Here is a 13966-nt window from a genome sequence, read left to right on the forward strand (position 1 = left end):
TTATTTAAGGGGACTAAATGTGGATTTCCTGAAGGGGAGGTCTGGACGATTATTCCCTCTTAAACTAGTGGGTGCGTTAGCTTTAAAAATGGGGTGTCATAAGGCAGCTTTTTTTTATGCAACTAAAGTCTCAGGAAGGTTGGGATTAATGGTATAATAAAAGATAGTGTGTGGAAAGTTTTTCTAATAGTGGTTTTAAAGATGACGGGATTTACCTAATAGTGAGGTGCGGAATGCGAAGTTCGAAAAATAGAAAAAAAAGATCGGAAAAAATATTAAAGACCCTAAAGGTACCAATAAATAAACATTTACCCTTAACGGAAAATGAAGAAGAAGTTTCTCTTAGAACAAAAGAAGAGATCATTAACAGAATTATTCCATTAGCGATAGTCTCAGCGAAAGCTATGGAGGCTCCGTTAGAAAAAATTGAGGAATTTATTGAAAGATATGATGCTAACGAATTATTCACAGAAGAAGAAAAAAAGTTTTTAATGAAAAAACATCTGAATCAGAACGAGCTGATCCAGTACTCTTGGAAGTTGGAATGTATTTGGCTTCTGCTTTGGTCTGTAAATCTAATATCCGATATAGATGTTCCAGCCGATACGTGTAATGCTGAATATGTTTTTGAGACGGTTTTTCTTCATTCTAAAAAAGAGTTGCTTGATAAATCCTCTATAAAACCATCCAGTGATATATTAGATAGCCTTGATTTTATTTATAGAGCACATTGGGCGGTACGAGAAGCCCAAATAAATCATTTGGAAGTTCCATCATCTCTAGATGAAGGCGTTGTATATGAAAGACACTACACTCTTAATTGGCTAGTAAATTATATGGATCAAGAATGGGAAGAAATAAGTACAGATACATAAAAGCGCGAATACTTTCATGCTCCCTTATCAGGGGTAAATGTGAAGTTATCCACTTATTTTAACAGGTGATTGCTTCAAACAAGGAAGGCTGCTGAGGCGGCCTTTTTCTTATGGCACTAACAAGGCAGGTTAGCTGGATAAGGGACGAATTACCAGTACAAAAGTTTTCAAATTTTGAGATAATCAATAAGCACCAATGTAATAGGTGTATTAGATGCAATTGTATGCATGAAATGAAGTGAGCATTTCATGGGGAATGTATTACTAGGGCTGACAATCGGAAAATTCATTGCAGCCTATATAAGGCAATACACAGATTATAAATAAATTGTAGGTTCCATAAAATACATAGTTAAATAATTTAATCTTATTGAACTAAAGGTCGGTTCAGTTGAAGAGAGGGTTGCGACGAGAGCTCATTTTTCACGTAAAAGAACAGACATGTTATAGTATAGGAGAATCGGATTTTATTTTATCTGAGGTAATCTTAATCATCAAAGGAGTTTATTCATAATGCATGTGCTACAAAAAACACAAAAAATAGTTCGCTATCAGAATCAACAGGGCAATATACATTACGGTATTGTTGAGGATGAAAAGATATTACAACTGTCTAGCAGTTTTGCTGAACTTGTCAACAAGGAAATAAAGTATGACGGGGTAGAGTTGAAATATAGTGACATAAAAATTCTGGAACCTGTAAAACCTTCGAAAGTTGTTAACTTCGGCTGGACATATGCAGGTCATGCAAAGGAAACAGGGGGAGAGGCGAACCTTGTAGAACCATTTCTATTCTTAAAGCCGTTATCTTCGCTTATTGCAGACAAGGAGAAAATTATCCTTCCGCCAAACGAGCTATCCAACCAAGTTGAACTTGAAGGGGAAGTAGCCTTGGTGATTGGAAAGCGCGGAAAAAACATCAAAGAAGAAGATGCGCTTGATTATGTGTTCGGTTGCACGATATTTAATGACGTCACAGCAAGAGATCTTACAAAAAAAGATCCACAGTTTACGCGGGGCAAAGGATTTGATACGTTCGGACCTTTGGGACCGTGCATCGTTACCGGGGTAGATCCCACTAATTTGCGGATTGTGACCACTTTAAACGGCCGCGTTGTCCAGGACGGAAACACCAATGAAATGTCTCTAAGCATTCCGTTTCTAATCAGCTGGCTTTCACAGGTAATGACACTGGAGCCAGGTGACATTTTGGCCACGGGTTCACCATCTGGCAGCTGCCCGATCAAGTCGGGGGATGAGGTCGTTGTTGAAGTCGAGAACATCGGTCGATTAACTAATGATGTTCAGTAAGATGTGCCAGCATTCTTCATAACCACCACAAATGCTTATAGTTAGTAAAGATCGGAGCTGTCTTTTAAGGCAGCTCTTTTTCTTATGGAACTAAAGGGGCAGGGTAGTTTGAATATGTAATAGGGTAGTTATGGATAATTAAAAGGGGAAAGATATATAAGTGGAGAATGAGTTTATTTAAGTGATTAAAGGAGGCGAACAGTGTGAATAAAAAATTATTAAGGGTAGGAACTACCTATATCCCAGTTTCAAATGTAGAACTTTCTTCTGAATGGTATGTAAACAAATTGGGGGCAGAGTTAAGCTATAAAGACGAAGACAAAGCAATTCTTAATTTTGCGAACCAAAGTATTTTCCTTGTTAAATCTAAAGAAAATCAAAGCTCAAATTTCTATGATATTTACGGTGTTGAGCGTTTTTCTATAACTTTTGAAGTTAATGGAATAAATGCTTTAGAAGCTATACATAGAGATTTTAGCCAAAAACAGATTAGAGTTAGTGCAATTGAAAGTAGAGGACATTCTGGGGAAAATTTTATTTTCTTCGATTTAGATGGTAATAAATTTGATGTATGGAGTGAATTAAGTCCAATCTTCAAAGAAAAATACCTTATCTCGCAATAGAGAAGAATGTTTTCTGGTTGAACTAACTGGTGCGTAGTTAATGAAGAAACTTGTGCATACTTATATCGTGAATGTCATGCGGAGGCATGCTGATTGAAATGTAACAATATTTTCTCTTGAATCATTTTTGGTATAATATTTGGGCAGGTGAGAAGAATAATTTGAAGTCTGGCTATATGCATGTTTCTTTGACCAAAATTTAAAAGAAAAAATTTGAAGAATGGCTTAGTTTTTGGTGAAATGTGGATTCCCGTTGTTAGGAAATAAAGAGTGAAAAGGAGAGATGTTAATGTCCTATATAGTTGATTTTAAAAATGTGTCTACGGTTGGTTTAGAGTCTTCACCTGTAGTAGAAACGCTTGCTGGTTTACGTGCTAATGAAGCCCGGTATTTTATGAACAAATACAAGCATGAATTTACGGTTGTAGCAGCTAGCGAAAGCCAGGAGACCCTTGATTATGTGAACCGAATTTTGAAAGAAGAACGTGATATTGAGTTTGCGGCCAAACCTTTAGAAACTTCGCGTTTTCAATTGGAAAATATCAAATTTGCCTACGTCTTTTATGAGGATGGTCTTGAGGTCAATGTCATGTATACGGTTGATGGCTCTAAGAAGCGGGCCGTTGGTTTTAAGCTTTCTGAGGGGATGGAGGTACCAAAGGAGTTAGAGGAGAAGTTTAAGTTTGCTAGGCAGAAGTCCAAACTAGCTGGAACAATTCGGGGCTCGTTTTTTGTAATTAAAGGAGAATACTAAAGGTAGGCCAGATTGTTGAATAACTTGCAGTAGGAAAATTAGAATATATAAATTTTAGATAATAATGAGTACAACCTCCCGATCATAGGGAGATTGGGAGGTAAGTCTGGTATTAGCCGAAATATTATTTTTTTACAGCGTGGATGTAATGAATCGTTTCGAATGCAGACAAATAGTCTGTACGATTACGAAAGAATTCATTATTAATAGTAACAGGTGATAAATGTTCATAAATGAGTAAACCTGAGTTTTCTAACATTTTCTCCGTTTCATCATAAGTAAAACATGATTTCATTGACTCACCACTAGCTGAAGCCATTTGAACCATATTTTGAACTCGATTAGACATTCCTTTTTCTTCAAAAAGTTTGTCGTCTGCATAATCAAAAACGATAGAACTTCCTGAGGGAACTTTGGTAAATAATTTATTAATCAAGTTGGCATTTTCCTCTTTTGTTAAATAATAAGAAACACCTAAAAGACTATACAAAGTTTTTTCATTAGGCATAAAACCTTCTTCAACAAGATTTTGAACAGTGAATTCTTTGGTGAAATCCATTGAAACAAAATGAAGATTATCCGGAATTTGATAATCAGCATTTGCTAACCTTATCTTTTTAAAGTCTTGTGTGGCTGGGTAATCAACTTCAAATATCTCTATACTGTCGTTTAATTCTGGGTGTCGGAAACAAAAGGTATCTAATCCAGCTCCTAGAATGACATACTGTTTAACGCCTAGCAACATTTCGTGAAATAATACATTTTCGCAATAGGCAGCACGTGCCAAAGGCGTTGGAGAAAGTTGAACTTGTGTAATCCATTTTAAAATTTCATCTGGATGATCTTGAAATTTCCTTGCAATTTTATTATTAAAGAATTGAATTCCTTTAATCATGTTCTCACTAATATCTCCAAATTCTTCTTGGGTAATTAAATCCATTGCAATAAAATCATCAAAAATTTTGGGTGTGTCATATTTACTGTGGTATGCTCGACCAAATGCTGATATTAAGGAAGTTAAGCTTGATTCATTTTTCTTCATACATTAATCCTCCCATATAACAAAAATAAGATTCCCCTGGCCAGGAGAATCTTATTATAAACATAAATTTTTTAACTGTAAATTATAGCATAAATAAATTTTTTTGTCAATTACTTCGTTTTATAATAACTAATAAATTTCTATATATTATGGTAGAAATTTTATTTTAAGTAATAAAGAATGTTGTTCAAGAATCGCTTTTCTTAATCAACTAATGTGTGGCGTTAGCTGAAGATCGAAGCTGTCTTTAAGGCAGCTTTTTCATATGGAACAATGCTTTATACAAACTTAATCGTATAGAAAAACTCTTCTAAATTTCATGCAAAATAACGGAGGGAGTAGCTAATGAATATTCGTATTTTAAAGGAGTCCGATGCCCATTTATACCAGGAAGTGCGATTGAATGCATTGAAAAATAACCCAGAAGCATTTGGTTCAACATATGAGAGAGAGGTGGGCTTTTCGTTAGAAACGGTAAAGGAACGAATAAAACCAACTAGGGACAAGTACATTGTAGGTGCTTTTGATTATAGAAAATCTTTAGTTGGAATTGTTACTTTTATACGTGAAAACAATATCAAAACCAGACATAAAGGGAATGTTTTTGGGATGTACATAGCTCCAAGCAATCGAGGTCAGGGTTTAGGGAAATCATTAATGAATGAACTTATAAGAAGGGCGAAGAATTCTGATGGATTGGAACAAATCAATTTAACTGTTGTATCTGATAATGACTCCGCAAAGAAACTATATAAGTCTTTAGGATTTGAGGTCTATGGTACAGAACGAAATGCCTTAAAGTATAATGGGCACTATTTTGATGAGGATTTGATGGTTCTAACTATCTGATTATTGAGCTAACGGGTGCTTTAGCTGAACATGAAGAATATTTAGTTTACGCAGCTTGCCCGACTTATATATAATAGATGAAAACCATTAGGAGTTGACTTTATGCTTAATCGGATCAAGAATAAATTGATTTCCGCACAAGAAACGGGAGAAGAAGTAGATAATATCTACGCTATCTTACCCCCTCCAGGAACCATTATCGGAGAGGCAACGGAAGAAGAAATGGAAAAGGCAGCAGAGCTTGAAATTAGACATATGGCTTTCATGAGGTTGCAGGAAATGAATATACAATTTGACGGTGCGTCTTATAAAGAACTATTAAAAGAGTTTCAAGATTTTGAAACCGATTCGAGTAAATTTTGGAGAGATATATCCAGCCGTTTATCCGTTCCGTATGAATGGCCAATCAGAATTGATCATGCAAACAGCCCTATTTATATTGGTGAACACGATTTATATGAAGAAGAAGAGATTGAAGATTGATACTGAAATTTATGCTTGGCAAAGTCGTATAGGTTCATGCATTCATTATTAATGTATTTTAAATCGATTTTTAGAGCGTTATCCATAAGGGTTAACGTTCTTTTTGTTTGCAAAATTAGCTGGATAGTGAAGTAAGTGGATTTTTCCTTACTTTTTTGTTAACGGGTGTTGTTAACTGAAAATCGGAGCTGTCTTTAAGGCAGTTTTTTCTTATGGGACTAAAGGGGCAGGATAGTTGAAGAGTGCAGTTTGGCCTTTGTTCAGCAATTGACCATATTCTTGAATGAAAGAGAAGGGATTATTTGTAAGTGAGTCGAAGTTAATGTCAGAGATGTTATTTAGTTTAGCATTGGGACGTACAGTAAAGAGAAAGAAAATTATAAAGAAAGTGGGAGATCTATTGGATACAAAAGTGATATTGAAGCGATTCGAACAGGTGGCTACGTACTATATTGAAGAGTTAAGTAAATATTCGCTGGATGAGTTTACAAGAAAGCCTTCTGAGGATGAATGGTCATTAGGACAAATGTATAATCATTTAATAAAGAGCACCCTTCATCTTCAATTGAAAGCCATTAAGCAATGTGCTAATGGCACTACTTCCGATGACGGTAAAAAAACAGAAATAGGCGAATCGATTTTCAAAGAAGGAGAGTTTCCTCCAATCAGGTTACAAGGTCCGGATACACCGGATTTCACACCGCCAAACCCTACAGGAAAAGAAGAAGTAAAGAAAGGACTGCTTCAAATCATTGAGGAAATGCAAGAGATAGAGAAAAAGCTCTCTGACATTCCGGCCAGCCAGAAAGTTCAGCACCGGAGAATGGGATATTTAAATGCAGAGGAATATTTTCAACTAATCGAAATGCATTTCCGGCACCACTTACGGCAAAAAGAACGTATCGATCAGTTTCTTTTAAAAGTAAGTAAGTAATCTTTATTGTTGAAGCAGTTATTGACCGTCGGAATATTAGCAGGAGCCCAGTTGAGTAGTTTAAAGAGCGCTTTAATGGAGTAACGAAAAAAGTCCAATTTCTCAATTTTAATGCTGAGAAATTGGGCTTTTTAGTATCGGAATTTCCTTAACATTATAAATCCGTATTCTCCTGATGCTACCCCTTATGGAACTAAAAGGGCAGGATAGTTGTAGAAGGTCTTTATTCTTTATTGTTCAGATAGAGAATAGCATTAGGTAAAGGTTGATTAAAGAAATTTAATATGAGGAGGCCAAAATGGTTGATAATAGTTATAAGAAACAACAGCTGAAAAAAGTTAGAATTTATATTTACATCACGATAGCATTACTTTTTTCAATGATATTTATATTTGTTAGCATGTTATTTTTGTATTTTCCTATGATAGGCATTTTAGACATTGTGTATTTTCCATCAAAACTCGCAATTTTTTCATTCTTAATTTCAATTGTATTTTCTGTTTTAGCCATAAAGAAACTCTTTGGAAAGATATTGTTCATATTAAACATATTTCTAATGCTATTTATGATTTTTTATGGACCATAAATAGATAAAGGCTGTTTTCGCATACTTTGTTGCTATTTACCAAGTAGTGCGGTGTGGTTGATTTCCCCTCCAGATGCTCGCTTTCCGCAGGGCGGGCGGAAGTTTAATAAGGGAGCTGCTTCGGCAGCTCTTTTTCTTGTGGCACTAAAGGGGCAGGATCGTTTAAGTGAAGTAATTTATAGTTTGGTTTTATTATTTGTATAATCTAAGGCTTAAGACCGATATTAATTTAGACTGTAGAGGTATAGTAATAATAATCAATAAATGTTAAAATTTTCTTGGTTTAGCGAATGAGTGTATGGTTCTGTTTCTTGGAGGGAGGGCGACAATTATTAAAAAAGTTTGTATGAAATTTATATTTGCTTTTAGCGTATCTATATTTTTATTCGGATGCAGCATAGAAAAAGAAGACTTGAAAGAAGACCCTGGGCTTGATAAATCCCAAAAGATAGAAGTATCGTCAGAAGAAAATCCGGAATTGGTTTTAAACGTTATAGACAACCAAGAAGATGTAAATGAATTTGTTAATACACTTGAAGTTGATAAATGGAGTATTGTGGATATTCCTTCAAATTCGACTAAAGGGTATATTTATAAGATGTACCAAGAGGATACAGTCAAACTTGGAGAGCCTATTACTGTTAAAAAGGAACTTAAACAAATCGCCACAATTATTACATATAAAGACAGTCCTTATATCGAATTTAAAACCAAGAAACTAAATTTGCATTTTAAAGTTCCAAAAGATGTAGCAGAATACCTATCTAATAACGAAAATTAAAAACATAACCGTACAACAATTTCGTTAACTGGATGAAGAGTACGCAACCAAAAGATGTTTGAAATAGGAATATTTGGTTATTTTTAACTATTTGAATAATTAGTCCATTTTGATATTATAAAAGGGATAAAGATTGGAGGAGGAAATAACATAAAAAGCTTATTTTCAATCTTAAGTACCTTTGTGTTAGTTCTGGTAGGTGGAATGGTATTTAGTACTTCTACTGCTCAAGCAAGTGTTCCTCAGTATTCTTTTCAAACAGAAGATGGAAAATGGGATGGAGAAATTGGAAATCCTAACAAAGGTAGTGACTTAGAGGTGGAACTAGTTTCCCCCATTTATTTAAAGACCGCTTCTGGAAGTGTGTTATTGACTAATTATAGTAACTTATGGGCTCGTCTTTGCAATGCGAGTACTGGAAAGTGCACAGGCTATCATAGTTTAGCAGGTGGAAGTACAGTATTCACAGGTATGAAAATTGGTAAATTTTATGTTGATGTGAAAGATGGATATTCCTCTGGAAAAGTATATGGAAAACTACAAATTATTTTCAAATAACTTTTAATGCTTGCTACTCATTCTCAATGGGTAGCATTTTGTTTGAAAAGTTTCGTAAATAAATTTATATTTAAATATTTTTGTATAATTTACTAGCATTGAATTTTACAACTTCCTTTTTTTCAGATGAAGGGAAGCGTACTGACATCACTAGCACGTTCACCAACGCTACAAAGGGTAAGGCCACAATACTACAAGATACAGGAAATGTTGTTTGTATGACATGAAATATAGTTTGATACTTGGTTATTGAACTAACGGGTGCGTTTGCTGAAGATCTGGGCTGTCTTTAAGGCAGCTTTTTCTTATGGCACTAAGGGGGCAGGTTAGTTCATGAAGGGCAAATGAAAGTTTATGTCGAAATAATTAAGAGGTTTGATTAAATGTAAAAGAGGTATAACAATGACTGTTTCCTTAAATCAAATTTCCACAGATGAAAAGCATATTCTTAAGAATTTATATTCCCTTTATTTACATGACCTTTCGGAGTATACCGAGGGTTTAGACATATCATCAGATGGTTCATTCGAATTTGATTCATTTGAATTGATTTGGAAGAGGGAAGGGTTAACACCATATTTTTTGAAAAAAGATAAGATGATTGTAGGGTTTTTATTACTATTGGAAAGGCCGTTTTTAAATAAGGAATATGATTACAGCATCAATGATATTTTTATTTTGAAAAAATATAGAAGAAAGGGTATGGCCATTGCATTATTAAAGAAATTGTTTAAACAAAAAAAGGGTTGCTACTTTGTTGTTGAATTAGCCAAGAATATTCATGCCGTTATATTTTGGAGAAAGATTTTTAGTGAGCTGAAAATAGATTTTGAAGAAAAAAAGAAAATGATAGATGATGAAGAATGTTTGATGCAATCCTTTCAAATTTAAACTGGATTATTAACTACAAGGGTTGCCGCGGCAGCCTTTTTCTAATGGAATGAACGGGGCAGGTGCTTATAAATTTAACTAGTGTGACGATCCAATGAGGATTCATGCATTTTTTGTCATTAAATTTATAAAATGGTTAAAACTATAATAATGTGACTTGAACTTGTTAAGAGTCATGATACGGTTCCTTTGTCATGCAACCATACAGTTGCTTGTACTTGACAGGCAACCTTTGGGTTGCTTATACTCGATATATGAATTGGGACAAAGACGCTATATTCAAAGCACTTGGAGACTCGACTAGGCGGCTTATATTAGACGAACTATCCGAACGCAACGAACTGACGTTGTATGAACTTACGGTACGTCTCATTATGAAGCACGACATTTCCATTTCGCGACAAGCAATAGCTAAACATCTTTCTGTATTGGAAGATGCAGGGCTCGTAAAATCAAAACGAAAGGGAAAGTATCGAGTAGTTATATTCAACAACGAACCACTTAAAAATTTGCTAAAAGGATGGATCGAGTAATTTTATAAAAACGGAACAAGACTTCTGGCAATCGTGTTGGTCCGTTTTGCTTGCAGCCGGATTGTTAGCACAGCACCATGCGTCACAAATATCAAAGGAGGTAAAACATTATGAAAATCATTGTTACCAGCATATTCGTACAAGACCAAGACAAGGCACTGGAATTTTATTCAGAAAAGCTGGGATTTGTAAAAAAGCAAGACGTTCCAATGGGGAAATTCAGGTGGATCACGCTTGTTTCTCCCGAAGCTCATGACGGTACCGAGCTTTTACTCGAACCGAATGAGCATCCTGCCGCACAGGAGTATCAAAAGAAGATATTTGCAGATGGCATCCCGGCAACAATGTTTGGCGTTGCAGATATTCATGAAGAGTACAAACGATTATTGGAAAACGGCGTGAAGTTTACTATGGAGCCGACAAAAATGGGCGAAGTCACAATAGCTGTCTTCGACGATACATGCGGCAACCTTATTCAGATATCGCAAAAGTAACATCATTGTGTTTTAATCAACAATTAAACAGCTTTATGGTAACCCTGTCCTAATTTTAGGACAGGGTTATACATGTTTAAGAAATTTTTCTCATTCTGCAATGGAAATGTGCCATTGTGGTCATCTAAACTAACGGGTGCGTTAGCTGATTAAGGAACAATAAAAGATCTCAATGGAATTAATAATTGATTCTTATAACTTTATAGTAATTCTGTATTTTACTGAATCATGAAAAAGTGATACAGTATTTGGTATATTTACAAATATTTTTAAATGGGGAGGCTGTCAATGGAAATGTAAATTCAATTTTTAAAGGCCATTTCTACTTTCTCATTCAATAGTCAAATGTGAATGGAATGATCTATTTATTGACAAATTGTGTGATGAGGCTATTAATCTTTCGTTCAGGGAGGACAACGTATGAAAAAGTTTTTTGCTTTTCAAGTATTAATAGCACTGTTTATTGGAGCACTTATCGGACATTTTTTTCCTGTACTTGGCCAATCCTTAAGACCGATTGGAGACGCTTTTATTCATCTTATTAAAATGATTGTTGTGCCTATTGTTTTCACCACTATCGTCATTGGGTCATCAGGCGACGGAAACATGAAAAAAATGGGTTCATTGGGACTTAAAACAATTATTTGGTTTGAATTTATTACCACTCTGATTCTAGGTATAGGTCTTATCCTGGTTAACGTTTTAAAGCCTGGTGCTGGGCTCAATTTATCCCATCTTGCTCAAAAGGATATCACACAATTAAATGAAAGCGTTACCAAGGTTGTCGATTTTAAAACGATGCTTGTTAATATCATACCAAGCAACATTGTTGATGCGATGGCAAAAAGTGATTTATTAGCCGTTATATTCTTCGCTATTTTATTTGGTGCAGCTGCTGGAGCAATTGGCAAAAAGTCAGAACCGGCTATGAAGTTTATGGAATCAGTTGCAAATATCATGTTTAAACTGACACAAATGGTGATGGTAACGGCACCGATTGGTGTACTCGCTCTCATGGCAGCCTCTGTAGGTCAGTATGGCATTGCCCTTTTAATCCCTATGACAAAGTTGATTGGGGTTGTGTATCTTGGGCTTGCTATCGTTATTTTCATTTTATTCCCAATAATTGGTTGGTTCTTGAAGATTTCTTACTTTAAAGTGTTTCGAATGGTATGGGATTTGTTCCTTATCGCTTTTTCTACAACAAGTACGGAAACGATTCTGCCTCAGTTAATGGAACGAATGGAAGCATACGGTTGTTCGAAACGCGTTGTTTCATTCGTTATTCCTTCTGGGCTATCACTGAATTGTGATGGTTCGACATTGTACCTTTCAGTTTGCTCTATTTTCTTGGCACAAGCATATGGCATCCCGATGGATTTTGGCCAACAGTTGATTGTAATGGGGGTTCTTGTTGCAACTTCAAAAGGAATCGCCGCTGTTCCATCCGGTTCGCTAGTTGTCCTTTTAGCTACCGCCTCAGCAGTAGGGCTTCCTGCAGAAGGCGTCGCAATTATTGCAGGAATTGACCGTGTGCTGGATATGGCACGTACTGCTTGTAATACACCAGGACATGTTCTCGCTTGTATTGTCGTTTCGAAGTGGGAAAAAGAGTTCCGTCAGGGAGAATGGAAAGCTCAAACCGAACAGTCAAACATTCGGCAGGTGCCACCAACATTTTGATGATACGTTAAGCAAGCAAGGACCTGATATTCTCATCCCCATTGTTGAAAGTCATGAGTATGGGGTCTGAATAGTCATCTTGAAGATTTTTTTGAATGGTATAGAAATGGATCAGGAAAAAACGTCAGTGAAAGTTGAGAAATAACGTCTTCCTTATCTTAAAATCGGAACTGCCTTTTAAGGCAGTTCTTTCTTTTGGCCAAGCCATAACATGAGGATCACTTAGATTTCCAGATGGTTACTTAATGTTGCAAAGGCAGCTGTCTTTGGAAGTAATGCCCATTCTCAAAAGTCAAATTGATTACAACCTAGGAAGGACTTTTCTCGCGCCTAGGAAAAGCCAGGTACTAAGTACGAAAGGCATTGTCAGGGCTGGAAGTCCATAGGGTAAAAGCCAGGTAGCTACACTTGCCGTTAAGGGTACTGTCACACAAGCTGCGATGATTCCTGATATAGGCGCAAATCGATTATGGCCCTCTTTAAAAACTATAGATACGGCAATGCTGGTTAAAATCGCATTGTAGCCATAAAGCCCCAAGATAATTAAAGAGTGTTCCCCTCCAAGTACGAATGATATGAGTAATGCAAACGCATTACCTAAAATGGAAAAAAGGCCATATTTCCATCCGGCCCAAAATACGCCAATAAATAATAGAATGCCAGCTAAGGTACTATCCAGAAAAAAAATTTGCCCTATCCCATTAAAACTCCCTTCCAGCCAATTAACCTTTCCAGAGATATTTAAGGTCCAGTGTGATAAGTCTTGAGGAACTAGTCCCGGACTTAACTGGAAAGCCTTTAACTTGTAAGATGCAAGCAACATAAACCAAGTCAGAATGATAAAAGGGAATGTAAGGATGGGAATCCCCGTGTTTCTCATGAAATGCATCATTGCTGCGGAAAAGATTGCCGCTAAAGCAGCTCCAACTAAAGCGATGAACCACTGAGAGGGTCCAGTTAAAAACAATGTTAGTGCAATGCCTGTTAGCACGGAGTTATATCCGTATAAACCTGAATTCACAATGTTTTCATTAGCACCTCCCAGTTTTCCGATTAGCATTCCTATGATTGAGGAAGATAGAGTAATGATCCCTAAAGGATAAGAATAAATCGTGATCGCCATTAGGATAATGAAACCAGTAACAGCATTCTCAATCAATATGACTTGAGAGATTCCTTTCAGTGATGACTTCATTAAAGAAAGAAACATTCCATCGGTCAATGAAGTACGTTTGTCTTTTTGCATAATACTAACCCCTCAATTAAGATATTTAAAAAAATAGGTTCAGATACAATCATTTCATTTTCTGCAGTTTTAAAAAATATCCTCTGAAACAAAACATGTTAATCATGCATTAAGAGTTTAAGTACAGCAGAAGGACAATGTAAAAACCTAAACGAAAAATGTAGATAATCATTTTCCGAGTTTACCTTTTTTATAGGGGATTTTTGCAAGTCCTATTTTTCCGGAAAGAGTTCTCCCTCCTATGAATATAATCCTTTAGCTTTTCTTGAATTTCCTCCTTACAAAGTCCATTCACTTAACTTTAAATTCATAAAATTATATAT

General features: G+C 35.7%; 16 protein-coding genes. 13 read left to right on the top strand and 3 right to left on the bottom strand.

Annotated features, from left to right (window positions below):
• The first annotated feature begins 233 nt into the window (after positions 1 to 233).
• The 4 genes from ACFRAK_RS17410 (at position 234) to ACFRAK_RS17425 (ending at position 3563) form a co-directional block, all read left to right on the top strand.
• On the top strand, positions 234 to 875 hold the full coding sequence (locus ACFRAK_RS17410) for a DUF4272 domain-containing protein (protein WP_387603244.1): 642 nt from the start codon (positions 234 to 236) through the stop codon (positions 873 to 875).
• Positions 876 to 1388: 513 nt separating this feature from the next.
• A complete protein-coding gene (locus ACFRAK_RS17415) occupies positions 1389 to 2186 on the top strand; it encodes a fumarylacetoacetate hydrolase family protein (RefSeq protein ID WP_387603247.1) in 798 nt (265 codons plus the stop codon).
• A gap of 203 nt (positions 2187 to 2389) precedes the next feature.
• The gene (locus ACFRAK_RS17420) at positions 2390 to 2809 is read left to right on the top strand and encodes a VOC family protein (protein WP_387603250.1); all 420 of its coding nucleotides are present in this window, start codon (positions 2390 to 2392) and stop codon (positions 2807 to 2809) included.
• Positions 2810 to 3098: 289 nt separating this feature from the next.
• Positions 3099 to 3563 carry a phage tail protein gene (locus ACFRAK_RS17425; protein WP_394572152.1) on the top strand — a complete coding sequence of 155 codons (465 nt, stop codon included), beginning with the start codon at positions 3099 to 3101 and terminating at the stop codon, positions 3561 to 3563.
• Positions 3564 to 3687: 124 nt separating this feature from the next.
• Here the strand turns inward: ACFRAK_RS17425 and ACFRAK_RS17430 are convergent, their stop codons facing one another.
• On the bottom strand, positions 3688 to 4605 hold the full coding sequence (locus ACFRAK_RS17430; RefSeq protein WP_394572153.1) for a class I SAM-dependent methyltransferase: 918 nt from the start codon (positions 4603 to 4605) through the stop codon (positions 3688 to 3690).
• Positions 4606 to 4950: 345 nt separating this feature from the next.
• Between ACFRAK_RS17430 and ACFRAK_RS17435 the strand changes: the two genes are divergently transcribed.
• The 3 genes from ACFRAK_RS17435 to ACFRAK_RS17445 all read left to right on the top strand — a co-directional run bounded on the left by ACFRAK_RS17435 (position 4951) and on the right by ACFRAK_RS17445 (position 6871).
• Positions 4951 to 5454, top strand: a complete 504-nt coding sequence (locus ACFRAK_RS17435) for a GNAT family N-acetyltransferase (protein ID WP_387706108.1) — start codon at positions 4951 to 4953, stop codon at positions 5452 to 5454.
• Between the two features lie 102 nt (positions 5455 to 5556).
• Positions 5557 to 5937 (top strand): hypothetical protein, encoded by a 381-nt coding sequence (locus tag ACFRAK_RS17440; protein ID WP_387603259.1) that lies wholly within the window; start codon positions 5557 to 5559, stop codon positions 5935 to 5937.
• A 400-nt stretch (positions 5938 to 6337) separates the two neighbouring features.
• Positions 6338 to 6871 carry a DinB family protein gene (locus ACFRAK_RS17445; protein ID WP_394572159.1) on the top strand — a complete coding sequence of 178 codons (534 nt, stop codon included), beginning with the start codon at positions 6338 to 6340 and terminating at the stop codon, positions 6869 to 6871.
• A gap of 351 nt (positions 6872 to 7222) precedes the next feature.
• On the opposite strand, the gene ACFRAK_RS17450 is transcribed toward ACFRAK_RS17445, so the two are convergent.
• Positions 7223 to 7381, bottom strand: a complete 159-nt coding sequence (locus ACFRAK_RS17450) for a hypothetical protein (RefSeq protein ID WP_192206579.1) — start codon at positions 7379 to 7381, stop codon at positions 7223 to 7225.
• A 374-nt stretch (positions 7382 to 7755) separates the two neighbouring features.
• Here ACFRAK_RS17450 and ACFRAK_RS17455 point away from each other — a divergent pair, with 374 nt between their 5' ends.
• The 6 genes from ACFRAK_RS17455 (at position 7756) to ACFRAK_RS17480 (ending at position 12397) form a co-directional block, all read left to right on the top strand.
• Entirely contained in the window at positions 7756 to 8238 is a 483-nt protein-coding gene (locus ACFRAK_RS17455; protein ID WP_387603262.1) for a hypothetical protein, read from the top strand.
• Between the two features lie 204 nt (positions 8239 to 8442).
• On the top strand, positions 8443 to 8796 hold the full coding sequence (locus ACFRAK_RS17460; protein WP_260289009.1) for a hypothetical protein: 354 nt from the start codon (positions 8443 to 8445) through the stop codon (positions 8794 to 8796).
• A gap of 402 nt (positions 8797 to 9198) precedes the next feature.
• Complete coding sequence (locus ACFRAK_RS17465) at positions 9199 to 9687, top strand: GNAT family N-acetyltransferase (protein WP_394572160.1); 489 nt, start codon at positions 9199 to 9201, stop codon at positions 9685 to 9687.
• A 254-nt stretch (positions 9688 to 9941) separates the two neighbouring features.
• Positions 9942 to 10220 carry an ArsR/SmtB family transcription factor gene (locus tag ACFRAK_RS17470; protein ID WP_076370470.1) on the top strand — a complete coding sequence of 93 codons (279 nt, stop codon included), beginning with the start codon at positions 9942 to 9944 and terminating at the stop codon, positions 10218 to 10220.
• A gap of 110 nt (positions 10221 to 10330) precedes the next feature.
• The gene (locus tag ACFRAK_RS17475) at positions 10331 to 10714 is read left to right on the top strand and encodes a VOC family protein (protein ID WP_387603265.1); all 384 of its coding nucleotides are present in this window, start codon (positions 10331 to 10333) and stop codon (positions 10712 to 10714) included.
• 420 nt (positions 10715 to 11134) lie between these two features.
• Complete coding sequence (locus ACFRAK_RS17480) at positions 11135 to 12397, top strand: dicarboxylate/amino acid:cation symporter (protein ID WP_394572154.1); 1263 nt, start codon at positions 11135 to 11137, stop codon at positions 12395 to 12397.
• Positions 12398 to 12698: 301 nt separating this feature from the next.
• Here ACFRAK_RS17480 and ACFRAK_RS17485 read toward each other — a convergent pair whose 3' ends face one another.
• Positions 12699 to 13643, bottom strand: coding sequence for an urea transporter (locus ACFRAK_RS17485; protein WP_387603271.1), 945 nt, complete (start codon positions 13641 to 13643; stop codon positions 12699 to 12701).
• Between the last annotated feature and the right edge of the window lie 323 nt (positions 13644 to 13966).

This window comes from Peribacillus sp. NPDC056705, from assembly GCF_043656335.1.